Source organism: Pseudooceanicola lipolyticus, from assembly GCF_002786325.1.
Lineage (GTDB): Bacteria > Pseudomonadota > Alphaproteobacteria > Rhodobacterales > Rhodobacteraceae > Pseudooceanicola_C > Pseudooceanicola_C lipolyticus.
In genome coordinates this window covers 1-16,370 of sequence record NZ_PGTB01000089.1, presented here as the reverse complement: position 1 = coordinate 16,370, position 16,370 = coordinate 1, and the positions used below count along the sequence as shown (strand labels likewise).

Genomic DNA, 16,370 nt, shown 5'->3' with positions numbered 1-16,370 from the left:
GGCCCAGCGCGACACCGCGTCGGCGCCGCCGCCCAGCCACAGCCAGGCCGCAAGCGCCAGCACCAGGGCCGCGCCGGCCCAGCCTAGGAGTCGCATACCAGGCGCAATTCGTCGGCAAAGGCCTCGCCCACTTCGGGGAAGGCTTCGTCGGACAGGTCCTGCATCATCGCGTCGACCTTGCTGTAGGCGGCATCGAGATCGGGCGTGGTCTGTTCCACCCGGCAGGGGCCCTCGACGGTGACACCGCGGGTTAGGTCATAGGCGGTATAGAAGGTGGGATCATAGGCCTTGATAACCAGCCCGTCGGCGGGAACGGACGCAACCGCCCGGCTGTGCACGGTGATCAGCCGGGCGTTCTCTTCGCTGATGCCGCCCTTTTGCGGCGGGCCCAGCGGCACCGGCCCGTTGGCATCGCGGACATAGAGATCGCCCTCGAAGCCTTCGATCCATCTCATGTCGAACCCGTCCAGGATCTCGAGCTCGGCCGGCGTCAGGTGGCCGTCATGGTCGGGATCAAGGTTGTTATCCTCGACGATCAGCATCGAATAGAATTCGTCATAGGCCCAGGTCACCTCGATCCCGGTCAGCTGCCCCTGGGCGTTCACCTCGATCCGCAGGCCGGTTTCGACGAAGATATGCGGATGCGCCAGGGCCGGGGCGGGCAGGAATGCGGCGAGCAGGGGAAGAAGGGTCAGTTTGGGCATGATCGGACGAGGCAGCAAATTGCGCGCCAGTCTAGCGCAGCCGCACCGCCGCGAAAAGGCGGCGCAGCGGCCTCAGCCGCCCTTGGTCAGCCGATCGGCTTTTTTCCGCACGAGCACGGTGCGCAGGTCATGCATGGTCAGCAGCAGCGCATCGGTCACCTCGTCCAGCTGCGCGTCGGTGGCCTTGGACTGGGCCCAATGCGCGGTCTGGTTCAGGTGGTCGATGGTGCGGTGGATGTCGTCCATGTCGCGCCGCGCCAGCAGCGCGCGGCGTTCCTCCATCCAGGCGCGGATCGCCGCCATATCCGCCTCGGACAGGCTGCGGTCGCCATGCGGCCTGACCTCGCCGTTGCGGATGTTGATCACCGCGATCTGATCCATCTCGATCCGCCGCTGGCGGTTCTCGGTGTCGACGCGGAAGACAAAGGCGCCGTTTTCGCGGGTGCGGAAAAAATATTCGGGAAGTTCGCTCATTTCGGCTCCGACTGGTCGATCACCCGCCACAGGCTGCCATCGGGATCGACCAGGGCGAACATGCGCGGCGCGTCGGGCAGCCGGAACATGCCGGTGATGCGCGGGATCGCGTGGTCGCTGGTTGACAGTCCGACCTCGGAGAAGCGGGCGTGCAGCGCATCGATATCGTCGCTGCGCAGGCAGGCCGAGAACCAGCTTCGCGCCGGATCGAGGTCGGGATGGGGAAAGAACTCGACGATCTGGCCGTCAAAGCCCAGGATCAGCCAGCTGTCGCTGCGAAACCGGGTCTCGAATCCCAGCCGGGCGTAAAACGCTTCGGTCACGTCAAAGTCCCGGCTGGGCAGGTTGGCGGTGATCCGAATTGCGCCCATCCCGATCAGCCGAGCCCCGCGCAGAAATCCTGGATCCGGCTGCAGGCCTGTTTCAGGTTCTCGTCCGAAGTGGCATAGCTGACCCGGAAATTCGGCGACAGGCCAAAGGCCGCGCCGAACACCACGGCGACGCCGGTTTCTTCCAGCAGCGCCTTGGCGAAGGCCTCGTCATTGTCGATCTTGACGCCGCTTTTCGAGGTCTTGCCGATCAGACCGGCGATCGAGGGATAGACATAGAAGGCACCTTCCGGCACCGGGCAGGTCACGCCCTCGATTTCGGACAGCATCGATACCACCAGGTCGCGGCGGCGCTTGAAGATGGCGTTGTTCGAGGCCAGGAACTCCTGCGTGCCGTTCAGCGCCTCGACCGCGGCCCATTGGCTGACCGAACAGGGGTTCGAGGTGGACTGGCTCTGCACCTTGCGCATCGCTGCGATCACCGGCTCCGGCCCGGCGGCATAGCCGATGCGCCAGCCGGTCATGGCATAGGCCTTGGAGACGCCGTTGCAGGTGAGCGTGCGGTCATAGAGGCCCGGTTCGACCTGCGCCGGGGTGCAGAATTCGAACCCGTCATAGGCCAGGTGTTCATACATGTCGTCCGACATCACCCAGACATGGGGATGGTTCATCAGCACATCGGTCAACCCCTTCAACTCGTCCCGGCTATAGCCCGCGCCGGTGGGGTTGGAGGGCGAGTTGAAGATGAACCACTTGGTCTTCGGGGTGATCGCCGATTCGAGCTGTTCGGGGGTGATCTTGAAGGCGTTTTCCAGCGTCGCCGCGACCGGAACCGGGGTGCCGCCTGCCAGCAGCACCATGTCGGGGTAGCTGACCCAGTAGGGCGCCGGGATGATCACCTCGTCCCCCGGATTCAGCGTTGCCATCAGCGCGTTATACAGCGTCTGCTTGCCGCCGGTGCCGACGCTGATCTGCTTGGGCGTGTAGGTCAGACCGTTTTCGCGCTCGAGCTTGGCGCAGATCGCCGCTTTCAGCTCGGGGATGCCATCGGGCGGGGTATATTTGGTCTTGCCGGCATGGATGGCGGCAATCGCCGCCTCCTTGATGTTGTCCGGGGTGTCGAAATCCGGCTCGCCCGCGCCCAGCCCGATCACGTCGCGCCCGGCGGCCTTCAGCTCGGCCGCCATGGTGGTGACGGCGATGGTGGGCGACGGTTTCACGCGGCTCAGCGTCTGCGACAGGAAGGTCATCAAGATCCCCGGTTTGAAGTTCAGGCGTGTCTGTCATAGGGTGCCGCCCAGACGCGATCAAGCAGCAACCGATCCCGGGGGAATCAGGCATGACCGATGGTGCGAGCGACTGGTACGGACCCGAGACGGCGACCTTCGGCGACCGTGTCGCCGGGGCGCGCGAGGCGGCGGGCATGACCCAGTCGCAGCTGGCGCGGCTGCTGGGGGTGAAGAAATCCACCCTGATCGGCTGGGAGGATGACATTTCGGAGCCGCGCGCCAACAAGCTGCAGATGATGGCGGGGCTGCTGAATGTCTCGATCATGTGGCTGCTGACCGGCGAGGGCGACGGCACCGCCGCGCCCGAGGAGGAAGACGAGGCCGCGCCGGATTACCAGGCCTTCCTGGCCGAACTGCGCGAGATCCGCGCGGCGATGCGGGCCAATGCCGAACGCGCGGCGCGGCTGGAAAAACGCATGCGCCAGGCGCTGCAGGAGCAGGGCGCCTGATGGAGGAGCCGCGCGCATACCGGCTGAAGCGGCTGAAGATGCGGTCGATGCGCCGCGGGATCAAGGAAATGGACCTGATCCTGACCGCCTATGCCGAGGCCAATCTTGAAGCCATGGCCGAGTCCGAGGTGGCGCTGTACGATGCGCTGCTGCACGAGAACGACCAGGATCTGTACCAATGGGTGACCGGCCAGGCCGATGCGCCCGACCAGTATTCGGGTATGATTAAAAATATCGCCCAAACCTTTCAGAAATAGACACAAAACCACTTAACCGATTATTCGGTATTTGCCGTCACTCTCCCTCGAACAGGCCGAGTCGGAGGGACGGATGAGTTTTGAGATGCAGTTGAGCCGGCCGCCCGATCGCGGGCTGATGACCGGGTATCTTGAGGTGCTGGCGATGGTCGAGCGGCTGCACCGCTTGCTGCTGGACGTGATCAAGGACGAGTTTGAGCGGGTCGGCGTGCTGGAGATCAACGCGGTGCAGGCGCTGCTGCTGTTCAATGTCGGTGATAACGAGGTGACGGCGGGCGAGTTGAAAAGCCGCGGCTATTACCAGGGCAGCAATGTCAGCTATAACCTGAAAAAGCTGGTCGAGATGGGATATATGCACCATCAGCGCTGCGAGATCGACCGCCGCTCGGTCCGGGTGCGGTTGACCGCGCGCGGTCGCGAGATCCGCGATCTCGTCTCGCAGCTGTTCTCCCGCCATGCCGAGGGCCTGGACAGCCGCCAGGTGTTGTCGCTGGACGGGATCGAGGCCACCACCAGCACGCTGAAACGGGTGGAGCGGTTCTGGTCCGACCAGATCCGCTATATCTATTGAGGCGATGCGGTGCGCGGACAACCGCGTTCCGCGTCAGGCCGCCACCTCCTGCAACCCGCCGGAGAGCAGCGCCGGGGTGACGCCGGCGCGGGCGATATCATCGGGCAGCGATACGTCGTTGATCAGTGCCGCCGCCGCACGCGCCAGCGCCGGGGCGGTCTGGATACCGTATCCGCCCTGACCGGCCAGCCAGAAGAAGCCCGGTGCGGCGGGGTCATAGCCGGCCAGCGGATTGCCATCGGGCAAGAAGCTGCGCAGCCCGGCCCATTTGCTTTCGATGCGGTGGACCCGCATGTCAAAAGCGCGTTCGATCCGGTCGACACAGATCGCCACGTCGATCTCTTCCGGTTGGGCGTCGCAGGGCGGCGAGGGGGTTTCATCGGCGGGCGAGATCAGGAACTTTCCCGCCTCGGGTTTCAGATAGAACTGTTCGTCGACATCGATCACCATCGGCCAGCGCTCTGTTGCGGTGCCCTCGGGCGCGGCGATGATCATCGCGGTGCGCCGCTTGGGCACCAGCCCGCGTGGCGCCAGGCCGGCACGCTGCGCGATCTCATCGGCCCAGGCGCCGGCGGCGTTCACGACGGTGGCGGCGAAGAAAACGCCGCTGCCGGTTTCCACCTGCCAGCCCGCGCCGCCCTGCGCCAGTGCCAGCACCTCGGCGCCGGTGCGGATCTGCCCACCGGCAGCGCGGAAGGATTTCAGATAGTGCTGATGCAGGGCGGCCACGTCGATATCGGCGGCGCTGGCATCAAACAGCCCGGCCGCACAGTGATCGGGCCGCAACAGCGGGATCCGCCGCCGCATCTCGTCGCGCGACAGCGGGCTGACCGCGTCGCCCAGCGCGTCACCGAAGGCCTGCATCGCAGCGACCTGATCGTCGCGCGCGATAAACACGGCGCCGCGATCGCTTAGCAGCGGATGGCTGACAAAGGGGCTGCGCGGGTCGCGGAAAAACCCACCCGACGCGCGCGACAGGGCGCGGATCACCGGCGGCCCATAAGCCACGGTATACAGCGCCGCCGACCGGCCGGTGGTGTGATAGCCCGGCTGCGGTTCGCGTTCCAGCAGCAGCACCCGGCGCGTCGCCGCCAGCTCGGCGGCGACCGAGGCGCCGGCAATGCCCGCGCCGATCACGATGAGGTCGAATTCCCTGTCCATATCGGTTCTTTGTTTCCCGGTTTTTTGAACAGGTAACACCCGCGCTCCGGCTGAAAAAGAACCCTTTTCGGTTGCGTCCGCTTTGGGTGGCTCCGGCAGGCGGGCGCGCCGAAGAATTTCGCATGTCGGGCGGGCTGAGCCCCGCGCGATCTAAACAATTGGCAATACGCGCATTTCGCGCAGCGCGACGCGTGGTAACCCATGGCATGAACGCGCCCGGGGTGTATTTCTGAAGAGGCATCGGGCCGCGTCACTCCGCCATACCGGACTGGCTTGGCTGGTGTTTGTTTTTGAAAGGATTTCGCCGTGGCCGGGTACCGAACCGTCAGGGGCATCGCATTGGCCGCATTGGCGCTGCTTGCGGCGGCGTCGTCCGATGCGGAAACGCCGCTCTCCGTTGCTGTCGTTACCGTCGAAAAAACCCAGGCCGTGCGGCACCTGTCCCTGACCGGCGAACTGGCTGCGCGCGAGACCTTGAACGCGTCGTTTCCCACCGGCGGGCGGATTGCCGAGATCGCGGTCGATGACGGCGACCGGGTCCGCGCCGGGACGGTGATCGCGCGGATCGAACGGTTCCAACAGGAACAGGCGCTGCTGAGCGCGCAGGCGCAGCTGACCGCCGCCGATGCCGAGCTGACCGCGGCGCGCGACCGGCTGCGCGCCAGGCTGACCGACCTGGCCGACCGTGAATTTCCCAATGCCGATATCTTCATCAAGCTGCTGGAGATCGGCCCGCCGGTGGGCCGGCCGGTGCAATACCGGATCACCGGGCCCGACCTGGCGCTGCTGCGAGACAAGGCGCGCGACCTGGCGGCGCTGGTGTCCTCGGACGGGCGCACCGCCAATATCGTGCTGGACTGGAACGAGCCGGCGCGGGTGGTGCGGGTGGAGATCATCCAGGACCGGGTGCGCCTGCTCGGCCTGACCTCGGGCGATATCGCGGCGGCGCTGAGCCTGATGTTCGACGGCCAGTCGGTGACCGAGCTGCGCGATGGCAAATACCTGGTCGACCTGGTCGCACGCGGCAGCGACGACACCCGCTCGTCGATCGAGGCGCTGACCAATCTGCAGCTGGGCGGGTCCGGCGACCAGCCAATCCTGCTCTCCTCGGTGGCGGTGTTCCGCTATGATACCGAACAGCCGCTGATCCGGCAGGAAAACCGGGTGCCGACGATCACCGTCTACGCGGCGATCACCACCCGCGACCAGCCCGACACCATCGTCAATGACCTGGCCGGAAAGATCGCCACCTTCAACCAGGCGCTGCCGCCGGGGTATCGTGTCGAGGTCGGCGGCACGGTGGAATCCAGCGCCGAAAGCCAGGCGCCGATTGCCGCGGTGGTGCCGCTGATGCTGTTGATCATGGCAACGCTGGTGATGGTACAGATGCAGAGCTTTCGCAACACGCTGGTGGTGTTCGCGGCGGCACCGCTGGGGCTGATCGGGGTGGTCGCGGCGCTGCTGCCCTCGGGTGCGCCGCTGGGCTTCGTGGCGATCCTGGGGGTGCTGGCACTGATCGGCATCCTGATCCGCAACTCGATCATCCTGGTACACGAGATCGAGGTGCAGCGGGCGGCGGGCCAACATCCCTGGGAGGCAGTGTTTGTCGCCTCGGACAGCCGCGCGCGGCCGATCCTGCTGACCGCGGCGGCGGCGAGTTTCGCGCTGATCCCGATCGCGCGCCAGATCTTCTGGGGGCCGATGGCCTATGCGATGATGGGCGGCATCATCGCCGGCACGGTGATCACGCTGATCTTCGTCCCGGCGCTGTACCTGGCGGTGCACCGGATCCGGCCGCCACGGGCCGAGGTTGCGGCAGCGGCGTGATCAGCGCAGGAAGGGCGTCGCCTGCATGGTGCCGGGCACCGGCACGCCCAGGCGGCCCAGGATGGTCGGCGCCAGCTGCAGCTGGTCGATCACCATATCCTCGGCCGGGCCTTCGGCGGCGCCGAAATAATACAGCGCCGCGTCCTGCTGCAGCTCGCCCCGGCCGCCGTGATGGCCGCGGGCATCCTGGCCGTGATCGGCGGTGACGATCACCTCGTAGCCCATGGCGCGCCATTGCGGGATGAACGGCGCCAGCATCTCGTCCATGACGAAACAGGCATGGTCCATCTCTTCGCTGTCATGGAAGAACCGGTGGCCCATGCTGTCCAGCGTGCAGGTGTGCAGCATCCCGTAGGTCAGACCGAAGCGGGCGCAGAGGCTGGTCAGCGTCGCGAACAGGTCGACATCCGAGGGCGTCATCTGGTTGGCCTTGCCATAGCCGGTCATGCTGTGGAACCGGCCATGGTTGATGGTGGCGCTGTCCGGTTCGTCATATTCGATGTCGCGGACGTAATCGAACGGGTGGCGGTTGAAGAATTGCGACCAGAAGGAATGCGCCACCGCCCCGGTCACGCCGCCGGCCTTGCGCACTTCGCTGAAGATATCGGGCTGCGACAGGCGGAAGACGTTGCCATTGCCGGTGCAGCCATGCACCTGCGGCGGCACGCCGGTATGGATCGAGGCATAGCAGGAGGCCGAGATCGACGGCAGCACTGCCCGGTGTTTCCACACCCGCGCCGCGCCGCTGTCGACCCAGCCTTCGAGATTGCCGAACAGTCGGCGCCAGTTGCGCCAGGGCACACCGTCGAGAATGATAAGCAGCAGCTTGTTGGTCATGCGGGCCTCCGTCGCTTCGGGGCCACCTGACCGGGCGCCGGGCGGATTTGCAAGCCCCGGCAGGCGGGGAGGGCCCGCATTGGCGGCGCGGGCAAAAGTTTCCGGGAAACTTTTGCCAAGACTTTCCCGGAAAGTCTTGGCGCCTCAGTGGAAGCGATAGCTTGAGGCGGTGACGCCGCCCATCAGGTCGACATCGTGATAGACCCGTTCGGCCCGTGCCGTTTCGGCGGCACCGAGCGCCACGAACAGCGGCACCAGGTGGTCCTCCTGCGCGTGGCAGACCCGCGCATAGGGCGCGCTGTCCCAGTCGCGCAGCGCCGCGGTGCGTTCGGCGGCGGGCAGGGCCAGGGTTTCGGCCAGCCAGCGGTCAAAGGCGGTCGAGGGCACCTTGGCCTGCGGTCCGAACAGCCGCAGGTTGTGAAAGGACAGGCCCGAGCCGACGATCAGCACGCCCTCCGCGCGCAGCGGCGCCAGCGCGCGGCCGATGGCGAAATGTGCCTCCGGGTCATAGGATTTGCGGATCGAGACCTGGAACACCGGCATCTCGGCCTGCGGCCAGGTCACCGCCATCGGCGCGAAGGTGCCGTGATCAAAGCCCTGGTCCGCGTCCAGGTGCGCCGGCACGCCGGCCGCCCGCAGCAGTTCGGCCGCGCGCCGGGCGAGTTCGGGCGCGCCGGGGGCAGGATAGCTGATTTCATAGGTTTCCGGCGGAAAGCCGTGATAGTCATAGACCATCGGCGGGTTCGGTGCAGACATCACCGCGACATCCTCGGTTTCCCAATGCCCCGAGACCATCAGCACCGCCTCGGGCTGCTCGGCCCGCATCGCCACCAGCGAGGTTTCGAGATTGGCAAACATTCGCCGCATCTCGGGCAGCCAGGGCCAGGGACCCCCGCCATGCGAGATGAAATAGGTGGGAAGGGAATCGCGCATCAAGGCCTCCGTCGCGCCGGGTCAATGCGGCCAGGATATCAGCTGCCACCGCCATTCCCATCGCGACAGGCGGACAGGTCCTGTGCAGGGGCGCACGACAGCCGGGCTTAATGCCCGGCGCTTTCCATCTTGCGATGCGCCAGCACCTCTTCCAGCCAGCCGAGTTTCATCTCGGGCACCGAGGACAGCAGCAGGTCGGTATAATCGTCGAAAGGCGGCGACAGCACCTGCGATTTCGGGCCATAGCGCACCAGCTGACCCTGATACATCACCGCGATCGAATCGGCGATGGCGCGCACCGTGGCCAGGTCATGGGTGATGAACAGATAGGCCACGTTCTCGATCTTCTGCAGCGTCAGCAGCAGCTTGAGAATGCCGTCGGCCACCAGCGGGTCAAGCGCCGAGGTGACCTCGTCGCAGATGATCAGTTTGGGTTTGGCGGCCAGCGCGCGGGCGATGCAGACCCGCTGTTTCTGCCCGCCCGACAGCTCGGCGGGATAGCGGTCGATGAACTCTTCGCCCAGTTCGATCTCGTCCAGCAGCTCGATGATGCGCTTGCGCTTTTCCCGGCCTCTCAGCCCGAAATAGAATTGCAGCGGCCGGCCGATGATGGTGCCCACGGTCTGGCGCGGGTTCATCGCCACATCGGCCATCTGGTAGATCATCTGCAGCTCGCGCAGATCCTCGCGGCTGCGCCCGGCCAGGTCGGGCGACAGCTTGCGCCCGGCGAAGGTGATATCGCCGGCGGCGGGCGGCAGCAGCCCGGTGATCACCCGCGCCAGGGTCGACTTGCCCGATCCGCTTTCGCCGACCACGGCCAGGGTCTGGCCGGGATGCAACTCGACCGAGACCTTTTGCAGCACGTCGAAACTGGTGCCCTTGTAGCGCGCGGTGATCTTGCGGGCGCGCAGCAGCGGCTCGGCGGTTGGCTGTTTCTCCTCGTGCTTGATCGACCGGACCGAGACCAGCGCCTGGGTATATTCCTCGCGCGGGGCGTTGATGATCTGGTCGGTGCTGCCATATTCCACCATGTCGCCATTGCGCAGCACCATGATGTTGTCCGACACCTGCGCCACCACCGCCAGGTCGTGGGTGATATAGAGCGCGGCAACGCCGGTGGCGGCGATCGCCTCCTTGATCGCGGCCAGCACGTCGATCTGGGTGGTCACGTCCAGCGCCGTGGTGGGTTCGTCGAACACCACCAGATCGGGTTGCGGGCACAGGGCCAGCGCGGTCATGCAGCGTTGCAGCTGGCCGCCGGACACCTGGTGCGGATAGCGCTTGCCGATGGTGTCGGGGTCGGGCAGGCCAAGCTTGCCGAACAGTTCGACGGCACGTTCCTCGGCCTCGCGGCGCGAGAATTTGCCGTGGAACACCGCCGCTTCGGTGACCTGATCCATGATCGGCTTGGCCGGGTTGAACGAGGCGGCGGCGGATTGCGAAACGTAGGTCACCTCGCCGCCGCGCAGCCGGCGCACGTCGCGCAGCCCCGAGGACAGGATGTCGCGGCCATTGACCCAGACCTCGCCGCCGGTGATTTCGACCCCGCCGCGGCCATAGGCCATGGTGGCCAGCCCGATGGTGGATTTGCCGGCGCCGGATTCACCGATCAGCCCCAGCACCTTGCCTTTTTCCAGCTCGAAATCGACGCCATGCACGATCTCGATCTCCTGCGGGGCCTCGCCCGGCGGATAGACGGTGGCGCCGATCTTGAGATTGCGGACCTTGACCAGGGGTTCGCTCATCCGCGGCCTCCTTTCAGCGAGGTGGTGCGGTTCAGGATCCAGTCGGCCACCAGGTTGACGCTGATCGCCAGGGTGGCGATCGCCACGGCGGGGTAGAGCGCGGCGCCGATGCCGTAGACGATGCCGTCCTTGTTCTCTTTCACGATGCCGCCCCAATCCGCGCCCGGCGGCTGCACTCCCAGCCCGAGAAAGGAAAGGGTCGAGACGAACAGCACCATGAAGATGAACCGCATCCCCATCTCGGCCACCAGCGGCGACAGCGCGTTGGGCAGCAGCTCGCGGAAGATCACCCAGCCATTGCCTTCGCCGCGCAGCCGCGCCGCCTCGACATAATCCATCACGTTGATGTCCACCGCCACGGCGCGGGCCAGGCGATAGACGCGGGTGGCATCCAGCAGGCCCATCACCAGGATCAGCACCGGGATCGTCACCGGCATCACCGACAGCACCACCAGCGCGAAGATCAGCGTCGGGATCGACATCAGCAGGTCGACAAAGCGGCTGAGCACCTGGTCGGCCCAGCCGCCCATCACCGCGGCGAGAAAGCCTAGGACCGCCCCGGTGGCAAAGCTGATCAGGGTGGCGGCGGTGGCGATAAAGATGGTGGTGCGCCCGCCATAGATCATCCGGCTCAGCAGGTCGCGGCCGATGTTGTCGGTGCCGATCCAGTGCTCGGCCGAGGCCGGTTCCCACACGCCGCCGACCAGTTCGGCCATGCCATAGGGCGCGATCAGCGGTGCGAAGATCGCCATCAGAAAATAAAGCGAGGTCAGGAACAGGCCGATCAGGGCGGAAAGGGGGATCCTCATGGGCGGATCGTCCTCCGGCCGGTTGCACGGGATAGGGAAATCGGTTTGGTCTTCATTTCGGGTGCCTCAGCCGTGGATTGGCGAGGATCGAGGCGATATCGGCCACCAGGTTCAGCCCGATATAGACCGCGGCGAAGATCAGGCCGCAGGCCTGCACCACCGGCACGTCGCGTTTCGACACATGGTCGACCAGGTACTGGCCCATGCCGGGATAGGTGAACACCACTTCGATCACCACGACGCCGACGACCAGATAGGCCAGGTTCAGCATCACCACGTTGACGATCGGGGCGATCGAGTTGGGAAAGGCATGCCGCCAGATGATGGTGAACATCCGCAGGCCCTTCAACTCGGCGGTTTCGATATAGGCCGATTGCATCACGTTCAGGATGGCGGCGCGGGTCATCCGCATCATCTGCGCCAGCACCACCAATGTCAGCACCGCCACCGGCAGCGCGATGGCGTGCAGTTTCTGGCCCAGCGACATGCCGTCATAGACGGTGGCCACCGAGGGCGCCCAGCCCAGTTTGACCGCGACGAAATACATTAGCACATAGCCGATCAGGAATTCCGGGATCGAGACCGAGGTCAGCGTGACCGCCGAAATCAGCTTGTCCGGCCAGCGGTCGCGATAGCGTACCGCGAGCAGCCCCAGGAAGATCGCCAGCGGGACCGAGATCAGCGCCGCCCAGAAGGCCAGGAACAGGGTGTTGGACAGCCGGGTGGCCAGGCTGTCGGCGATATCCTGCCCCGAGGTCAGCGCGGTGCCCAGATCGCCGGTCATCACCCCGCCCAGCCAGGCGACATAGCGGGACAGCGCCGGTTCGTTCAGCCCCAGTTCGGCGCGCAGGTTGGCCAGGGCTTCGGGGGTGGCGGACTGGCCCAGGATCGACTGTGCCACATCGCCGGGAAGAATCTGCGTTCCCGCAAAGATCAGGATCGATACGAGAAAGAGCAGCAGCAGGCCCAGCGCGATGCGCTGGACCAGCAGTTTGGTGATTTGCCCCATATCAGGCGGCGACCCACATCTTCATCGGAGCGTAGAAGTTCATCAGCTCGAAGCCGACTTTCTGTTCCGTCCAGCCGGTGACCCGGTCGGAGATGCCGTCGACGAAGTCGTTGAACATCGGGCAGATCAGGCCGCCTTCGTCATGCACCATCTTCGACATCTCGGCATACATCTGGGTCCGCTTGGCTTCGTCCAATTCGGCACGGGCGGCGAACAGCAGCTTGTCGAAATCCTCGTTGAAGAACCGGGTGTCGTTCCAGTCGGCCGTCGACAGATAGGCGGTCGAGAACATCGAATCCTGCGTCGGGCGGCCGCCCCAATACGAGGTGCAGAACGGCTGGGTGTTCCAGACTTCCGACCAGTAGCCGTCATTCGGCTCGCGCTTGATCTCGATCTCGATGCCCGCGGCGGCGGCCGATTGCTGGAACAGCGCGGCGGCATCCGGCGCCCCGGGGAAGGAGTTGTCCGAGGTGCGCAGCAGGATCGGCCCGGAATGGCCCGATTTCTCGAAATGGAACTTGGCCTGGTCCGGGTCATAGCTGCGCTGCTCGAGCTCGGTGAACAGCGGGTACGAGCTGTTGATCGGGGTGTCATTGCCGACCGAGCCATAGCCGAACAGGATCTTTTCGACCATTTCCTCGCGGTTCATCGCGTATTTCAGCGCCAGCCGCAGATCGTTATTGTCGAAGGGCGCGGTGTTGCAATGCATGATGAACACGTAATGCCCCGGACCCGAGGTGGTTTGGATGTTGATGTTCGGTGCCCGTCCGACCAGGCCGGCAGTGCGCGGCGGCACCCGGTTGACCATGTCCACCTGGCCCGATTGCAGCGCCGCCATACGTGCGGTGTCGTCATTGATGACCACCATCTCGATGGTCTCGGCATAGCCCAGATCGCCCCAGTAATTCGGGTTTTTCTCGGCCACAAAGCGCACGCCCATATCCACCGATTTCAGGATATAGGGCCCGGTACCGATGGCGGCGGTCGGGTCGTCCTTGCCGCCATTGGGCTGAATCATCAGGTGATAATCGGTCATCAGATAGGGCAGGTCGGCATTGGGCTGCTCGAGCTCAATGATGAAGGTGTCCCCATCGGTCGACATATTGGCAATGCCGCGCATGATGCCCAGCGCGCCCGACTTGGTGTCTTCGCCGGAATGGCGCTCCATCGTCGCCAGCACATCCTCGGCGGTCACCGTCTGGCCGTTCGAGAAGGTGATGCCCTGGCGGATCTTGAAGCGCCAGACCTTGGCATCTTCCGAGGCCTCGACGCTTTCCGCCACTTTCGGGTCCAGCCCGCCTTGCGGTGCCAGTTCCATCAGCGGTTCGCCCCACAGCCGCGAGACCGAGGTCGCGGTGGCATTGGCGGCAACCGCCGGGTCCAGGCTGTCGGAGGAGGCGCCGCCCTGGATACCAACCCGGATGGTGCCGCCCATTTGCGGCGTCTGCGCCCGCAGCGCGCCGGCATACATGCTGCTGGCCAGCGCGGTGGACAGGCCCAGCGCCGAGGCCCGGCCGATAAATTCGCGGCGCGACATTTTACCGGCGCCCACGCGCCATTTCAGATAGTCGAGTTGATCAGACATGAAAGTCTCCCTGTTTTCAGGCTGCAGCTTCGAGGCACAGTTTTATTGATTGGTGAGTCAAAACTGGCCCATTTCGGTCGGGGTCGCAAGCTTAAATGGCCCCTAAGAGTAACGGTGGCGTTACAGGTGGTCGCGTTCGATGGTTTCGTTAACCGTCCGGTCATGCACGGTTTCATCGTTTTCGAACGCCTGTAGCCGGGCGGTCAGATGGAAATGCGTGGGGTCCGACCACATCTCGCAGCGGGTCTCGGTGCGCAGGCGGATGCCGTCGCGTTCCAGCTCTTCGGTCCAGTGGCAGGCGCCGCGGGCCGACAGCGGATCGTCGGGGTGGATGGTCCAGGTCTCGCGGGCGATGCCGCCGCTGATCAGGCCATGCGCCGCGTCGCGCTGCTTGCCGAAATCGTCCTCGATCCGCAGGTGCACCGCACCGGTGGTCAGGTCGGTTTCGATCCGCCGGCTGTTGCTGTTCTTGCGGAGCGTCTCGGTTTCCCAGGGTACCTCGGCATCGGGCGGCGGAAACACCCATTCGTCCGGCCCGGCCGTGGGCCGCACGGGCAGGGTCAGCCTGCCGCCGGTCAGGTGCAGCGCTGCCGCCTCGGGTGTCGGCCAGATCAGCGGCCAATAGGCCGACGAGATCGCCACCCGCAGCCGGTGACCCCGGGGCAGACGATAGGCGATATGGTCGAGGTCCAGCGTGATGTCATAGCTTTTGCCTGGTTCCAGCGCGGCGGGTTCGGCCGGGTCGTCGCGATGCGACAGGTTCAGCACGCCATAGGTGATCCGGGTCGAGGCGCCATCGGGGTGGATATGGTTCAGCCGCACGGCGATCTGCGCCTGCGGCTTGTCGGCGCTGAGGCGCAGCTGCAGGCGCGGCGCGCCGACGATATCGGTGTCGGCCTCGACCGGCGGGCTGTCGAAACAGACCGACAGCGCATCATCGCCGCGCTGATCTCCCGGCATTTCCGGGCCCAGCCAGATGGCGCAATATTCGCCGCCGGCCATGCCGCAATGCTGCGGCGAGGCCACCAGGCGGTCCAGCGCGGCGGGGGCGCGGCCCAGGCCGCCATCGGTCAGGTGCCAGGTCTCGGTCGGCAGATGCGCGGTGGCGCCCTCGGGTTCGGCAATCCAGCGGCCGGGGCGTTCGGTGTACCAGGCCGCCGGGCGCACGCCATCCATCAGGTAGGCGCGATAATCGGGGTCGGTTTCAACGCCGGTATCGTGGCCTTTCAGCCAGCGGTCCCACCAGCGCAGCGCCTCTTGCAGAAAGCCGATGCGCGGCTCGGGCACCGCGAAATGCGGGTATTTGTGCACCCAGGGACCGACGATGCCCTTGGCTGGTGCCGTCAGCTTCTCCACCAGTTGCGGCACCGCGTTCTTATAGGCGTCGCCCCAGCCGCCCACCGCCAGCGTCGCCGCCCTGATGGCTGAGAAATCCTCGCAGACCGAACCGTGGCGCCAATAGGCGTCGCGGCGCTGATGGCGCAGCCAGAGCGCCGGCAGGAAAGGCTCATGTTCCAGCCGGTCCAGCCACAGCGCCTTCCAATTGTCGCGCAGCACCGGGTCCGGCGCGCGCGAGGAATAGGCCCACATCGTCGCGCCCCAGCCGAGGTTTTCATTCAGCAGGCAGCCGCCCTTGTAATGGATATCGTCGGCAAAGCGGTCGACCGTCGAACACAGGGTGATGATCGCCTTCAGCGCATCGGGCTGCAGTGCCGCCACTTGCAGCGCATTGAAGCCGCCCCAGCTGATCCCCATCATCCCGACCGCGCCGCTGCACCAGTCCTGCGCGGCCAGCCAGGCAATCACCTCGACCGCGTCGTCCAGTTCCTGTTGGGTGTATTCATCGGCCATCAGCCCGTCGCTGTCGCCATTGCCGCGCATGTCGACGCGGATGCAGGCATAGCCGCGTTTGGCGAAATAGGGATGGGTGAGCGCATCGCGCGCGCAGGTGCCGTCGCGCTTGCGATAGGGCAGGTATTCGAGGATGGCTGGAACCGGGCTGTCGCCGGTATCCACCGGCTTCCACACCCGCGCCGACAGGCGGCAGCCATCGGACAGCGTGATGGCAAGATCGGGGATTTCCTCGATCTCGCGCAATGTATTGGGGGCAGTCATGCGCGGAACCTCCCCGCTGCGGCAACGCGTGTCAAGCGCGCAGCGCGATCAGCAGATCCATGACGTTGGTGCCGGTGGGGCCGGTGACCAGAAGTGCAGAGTTTTCCGCAAGATAACTGCCGCTGTCGGCCCGCTTCAGCGCCGCGTCAGCGCCCGGTCCCCAGGTGCTGCCATCCACCACCGCGCCCGCCGCGTCGGTGGGGCCATCGGTGCCATCGGTGCCGCCGACCACGAGGGTCAGGCCCTCGCTGCCGGCGATTTCGCGCGCCAGCGCCA

Annotated in this window: 17 protein-coding genes; 4 read left to right on the top strand and 13 right to left on the bottom strand. The window is 65.7% G+C overall.

The annotated features are described in order from the left end of the window. Positions 1-83: 83 nt before the first annotated feature. From CVM52_RS17020 to CVM52_RS17005, 4 genes are all read right to left on the bottom strand, one after another. Positions 84-704 (bottom strand): DUF1007 family protein, encoded by a 621-nt coding sequence (locus tag CVM52_RS17020; RefSeq protein ID WP_100163665.1) that lies wholly within the window; start codon positions 702-704, stop codon positions 84-86. Positions 705-776: 72 nt separating this feature from the next. Continuing rightward, positions 777-1,178 (bottom strand): hypothetical protein, encoded by a 402-nt coding sequence (locus CVM52_RS17015; protein WP_100163664.1) that lies wholly within the window; start codon positions 1,176-1,178, stop codon positions 777-779. After that, positions 1,175-1,549 carry a bleomycin resistance protein gene (locus CVM52_RS17010; protein ID WP_100163663.1) on the bottom strand — a complete coding sequence of 125 codons (375 nt, stop codon included), beginning with the start codon at positions 1,547-1,549 and terminating at the stop codon, positions 1,175-1,177. Before CVM52_RS17010 ends, CVM52_RS17015 begins: the two co-directional genes overlap by 4 nt. Before the next feature lie 5 nt (positions 1,550-1,554). Continuing rightward, positions 1,555-2,757: a pyridoxal phosphate-dependent aminotransferase gene (locus CVM52_RS17005; RefSeq protein ID WP_100163662.1), complete on the bottom strand. Its 1,203-nt coding sequence runs from the start codon at positions 2,755-2,757 to the stop codon at positions 1,555-1,557. A gap of 89 nt (positions 2,758-2,846) precedes the next feature. Here CVM52_RS17005 and CVM52_RS17000 point away from each other — a divergent pair, with 89 nt between their 5' ends. The 3 genes from CVM52_RS17000 (at position 2,847) to CVM52_RS16990 (ending at position 4,073) form a co-directional block, all read left to right on the top strand. Next, on the top strand, positions 2,847-3,245 hold the full coding sequence (locus tag CVM52_RS17000; RefSeq protein ID WP_100163661.1) for a helix-turn-helix domain-containing protein: 399 nt from the start codon (positions 2,847-2,849) through the stop codon (positions 3,243-3,245). Further along, a complete protein-coding gene (locus CVM52_RS16995) occupies positions 3,245-3,502 on the top strand; it encodes a succinate dehydrogenase assembly factor 2 (protein ID WP_100163660.1) in 258 nt (85 codons plus the stop codon). The genes CVM52_RS17000 and CVM52_RS16995 overlap by 1 nt, the downstream gene beginning before the upstream one ends. 73 nt (positions 3,503-3,575) lie before the next feature. Beyond that, positions 3,576-4,073: a MarR family winged helix-turn-helix transcriptional regulator gene (locus CVM52_RS16990; RefSeq protein WP_100163659.1), complete on the top strand. Its 498-nt coding sequence runs from the start codon at positions 3,576-3,578 to the stop codon at positions 4,071-4,073. Positions 4,074-4,106: 33 nt separating this feature from the next. On the opposite strand, the gene CVM52_RS16985 is transcribed toward CVM52_RS16990, so the two are convergent. Next, positions 4,107-5,234: an NAD(P)/FAD-dependent oxidoreductase gene (locus CVM52_RS16985; RefSeq protein WP_100163658.1), complete on the bottom strand. Its 1,128-nt coding sequence runs from the start codon at positions 5,232-5,234 to the stop codon at positions 4,107-4,109. A gap of 306 nt (positions 5,235-5,540) precedes the next feature. On the opposite strand from CVM52_RS16985, the gene CVM52_RS16980 reads away from it, so the two are divergent. Further along, on the top strand, positions 5,541-7,061 hold the full coding sequence (locus CVM52_RS16980) for an efflux RND transporter permease subunit (RefSeq protein ID WP_240620989.1): 1,521 nt from the start codon (positions 5,541-5,543) through the stop codon (positions 7,059-7,061). Here CVM52_RS16980 and CVM52_RS16975 read toward each other — a convergent pair whose 3' ends face one another. The 8 genes from CVM52_RS16975 to CVM52_RS16940 all read right to left on the bottom strand — a co-directional run. Beyond that, positions 7,062-7,898 carry an alkaline phosphatase family protein gene (locus tag CVM52_RS16975; RefSeq protein WP_100163657.1) on the bottom strand — a complete coding sequence of 279 codons (837 nt, stop codon included), beginning with the start codon at positions 7,896-7,898 and terminating at the stop codon, positions 7,062-7,064. 144 nt (positions 7,899-8,042) lie between these two features. After that, the gene (locus tag CVM52_RS16970; RefSeq protein ID WP_100163656.1) at positions 8,043-8,831 is read right to left on the bottom strand and encodes a DODA-type extradiol aromatic ring-opening family dioxygenase; all 789 of its coding nucleotides are present in this window, start codon (positions 8,829-8,831) and stop codon (positions 8,043-8,045) included. Positions 8,832-8,938: 107 nt separating this feature from the next. Further along, on the bottom strand, positions 8,939-10,576 hold the full coding sequence (locus CVM52_RS16965) for an ABC transporter ATP-binding protein (protein ID WP_100163655.1): 1,638 nt from the start codon (positions 10,574-10,576) through the stop codon (positions 8,939-8,941). After that, on the bottom strand, positions 10,573-11,385 hold the full coding sequence (locus CVM52_RS16960) for an ABC transporter permease (RefSeq protein WP_100163654.1): 813 nt from the start codon (positions 11,383-11,385) through the stop codon (positions 10,573-10,575). The genes CVM52_RS16965 and CVM52_RS16960 overlap by 4 nt, the downstream gene beginning before the upstream one ends. A gap of 52 nt (positions 11,386-11,437) precedes the next feature. After that, the gene (locus tag CVM52_RS16955; protein WP_100163653.1) at positions 11,438-12,394 is read right to left on the bottom strand and encodes an ABC transporter permease; all 957 of its coding nucleotides are present in this window, start codon (positions 12,392-12,394) and stop codon (positions 11,438-11,440) included. Position 12,395: 1 nt separating this feature from the next. Beyond that, positions 12,396-13,979, bottom strand: coding sequence for an ABC transporter substrate-binding protein (locus tag CVM52_RS16950; protein WP_100163652.1), 1,584 nt, complete (start codon positions 13,977-13,979; stop codon positions 12,396-12,398). A 120-nt stretch (positions 13,980-14,099) separates the two neighbouring features. Next, positions 14,100-16,094 carry a CocE/NonD family hydrolase gene (locus tag CVM52_RS16945; RefSeq protein WP_100163651.1) on the bottom strand — a complete coding sequence of 665 codons (1,995 nt, stop codon included), beginning with the start codon at positions 16,092-16,094 and terminating at the stop codon, positions 14,100-14,102. A gap of 31 nt (positions 16,095-16,125) precedes the next feature. Further along, a partial coding sequence (locus CVM52_RS16940; protein ID WP_276308644.1) for an MOFRL family protein occupies positions 16,126-16,370 on the bottom strand: 245 nt, incomplete at its 5' end.

Coding starts and splice junctions, on each gene's coding strand:
- CVM52_RS17020 (WP_100163665.1), bottom strand. CDS start 704: ATGCCCAAACTGACCCTTCTTCCCCTGCTCGCCGCATTCCTGCCCGCC.
- CVM52_RS17015 (WP_100163664.1), bottom strand. CDS start 1,178: ATGAGCGAACTTCCCGAATATTTTTTCCGCACCCGCGAAAACGGCGCC.
- CVM52_RS17010 (WP_100163663.1), bottom strand. CDS start 1,549: ATGGGCGCAATTCGGATCACCGCCAACCTGCCCAGCCGGGACTTTGAC.
- CVM52_RS17005 (WP_100163662.1), bottom strand. CDS start 2,757: ATGACCTTCCTGTCGCAGACGCTGAGCCGCGTGAAACCGTCGCCCACC.
- CVM52_RS17000 (WP_100163661.1), top strand. CDS start 2,847: ATGACCGATGGTGCGAGCGACTGGTACGGACCCGAGACGGCGACCTTC.
- CVM52_RS16995 (WP_100163660.1), top strand. CDS start 3,245: ATGGAGGAGCCGCGCGCATACCGGCTGAAGCGGCTGAAGATGCGGTCG.
- CVM52_RS16990 (WP_100163659.1), top strand. CDS start 3,576: ATGAGTTTTGAGATGCAGTTGAGCCGGCCGCCCGATCGCGGGCTGATG.
- CVM52_RS16985 (WP_100163658.1), bottom strand. CDS start 5,234: ATGGACAGGGAATTCGACCTCATCGTGATCGGCGCGGGCATTGCCGGC.
- CVM52_RS16975 (WP_100163657.1), bottom strand. CDS start 7,898: ATGACCAACAAGCTGCTGCTTATCATTCTCGACGGTGTGCCCTGGCGC.
- CVM52_RS16970 (WP_100163656.1), bottom strand. CDS start 8,831: ATGCGCGATTCCCTTCCCACCTATTTCATCTCGCATGGCGGGGGTCCC.
- CVM52_RS16965 (WP_100163655.1), bottom strand. CDS start 10,576: ATGAGCGAACCCCTGGTCAAGGTCCGCAATCTCAAGATCGGCGCCACC.
- CVM52_RS16960 (WP_100163654.1), bottom strand. CDS start 11,385: ATGAGGATCCCCCTTTCCGCCCTGATCGGCCTGTTCCTGACCTCGCTT.
- CVM52_RS16955 (WP_100163653.1), bottom strand. CDS start 12,394: ATGGGGCAAATCACCAAACTGCTGGTCCAGCGCATCGCGCTGGGCCTG.
- CVM52_RS16950 (WP_100163652.1), bottom strand. CDS start 13,979: ATGTCTGATCAACTCGACTATCTGAAATGGCGCGTGGGCGCCGGTAAA.
- CVM52_RS16945 (WP_100163651.1), bottom strand. CDS start 16,094: ATGACTGCCCCCAATACATTGCGCGAGATCGAGGAAATCCCCGATCTT.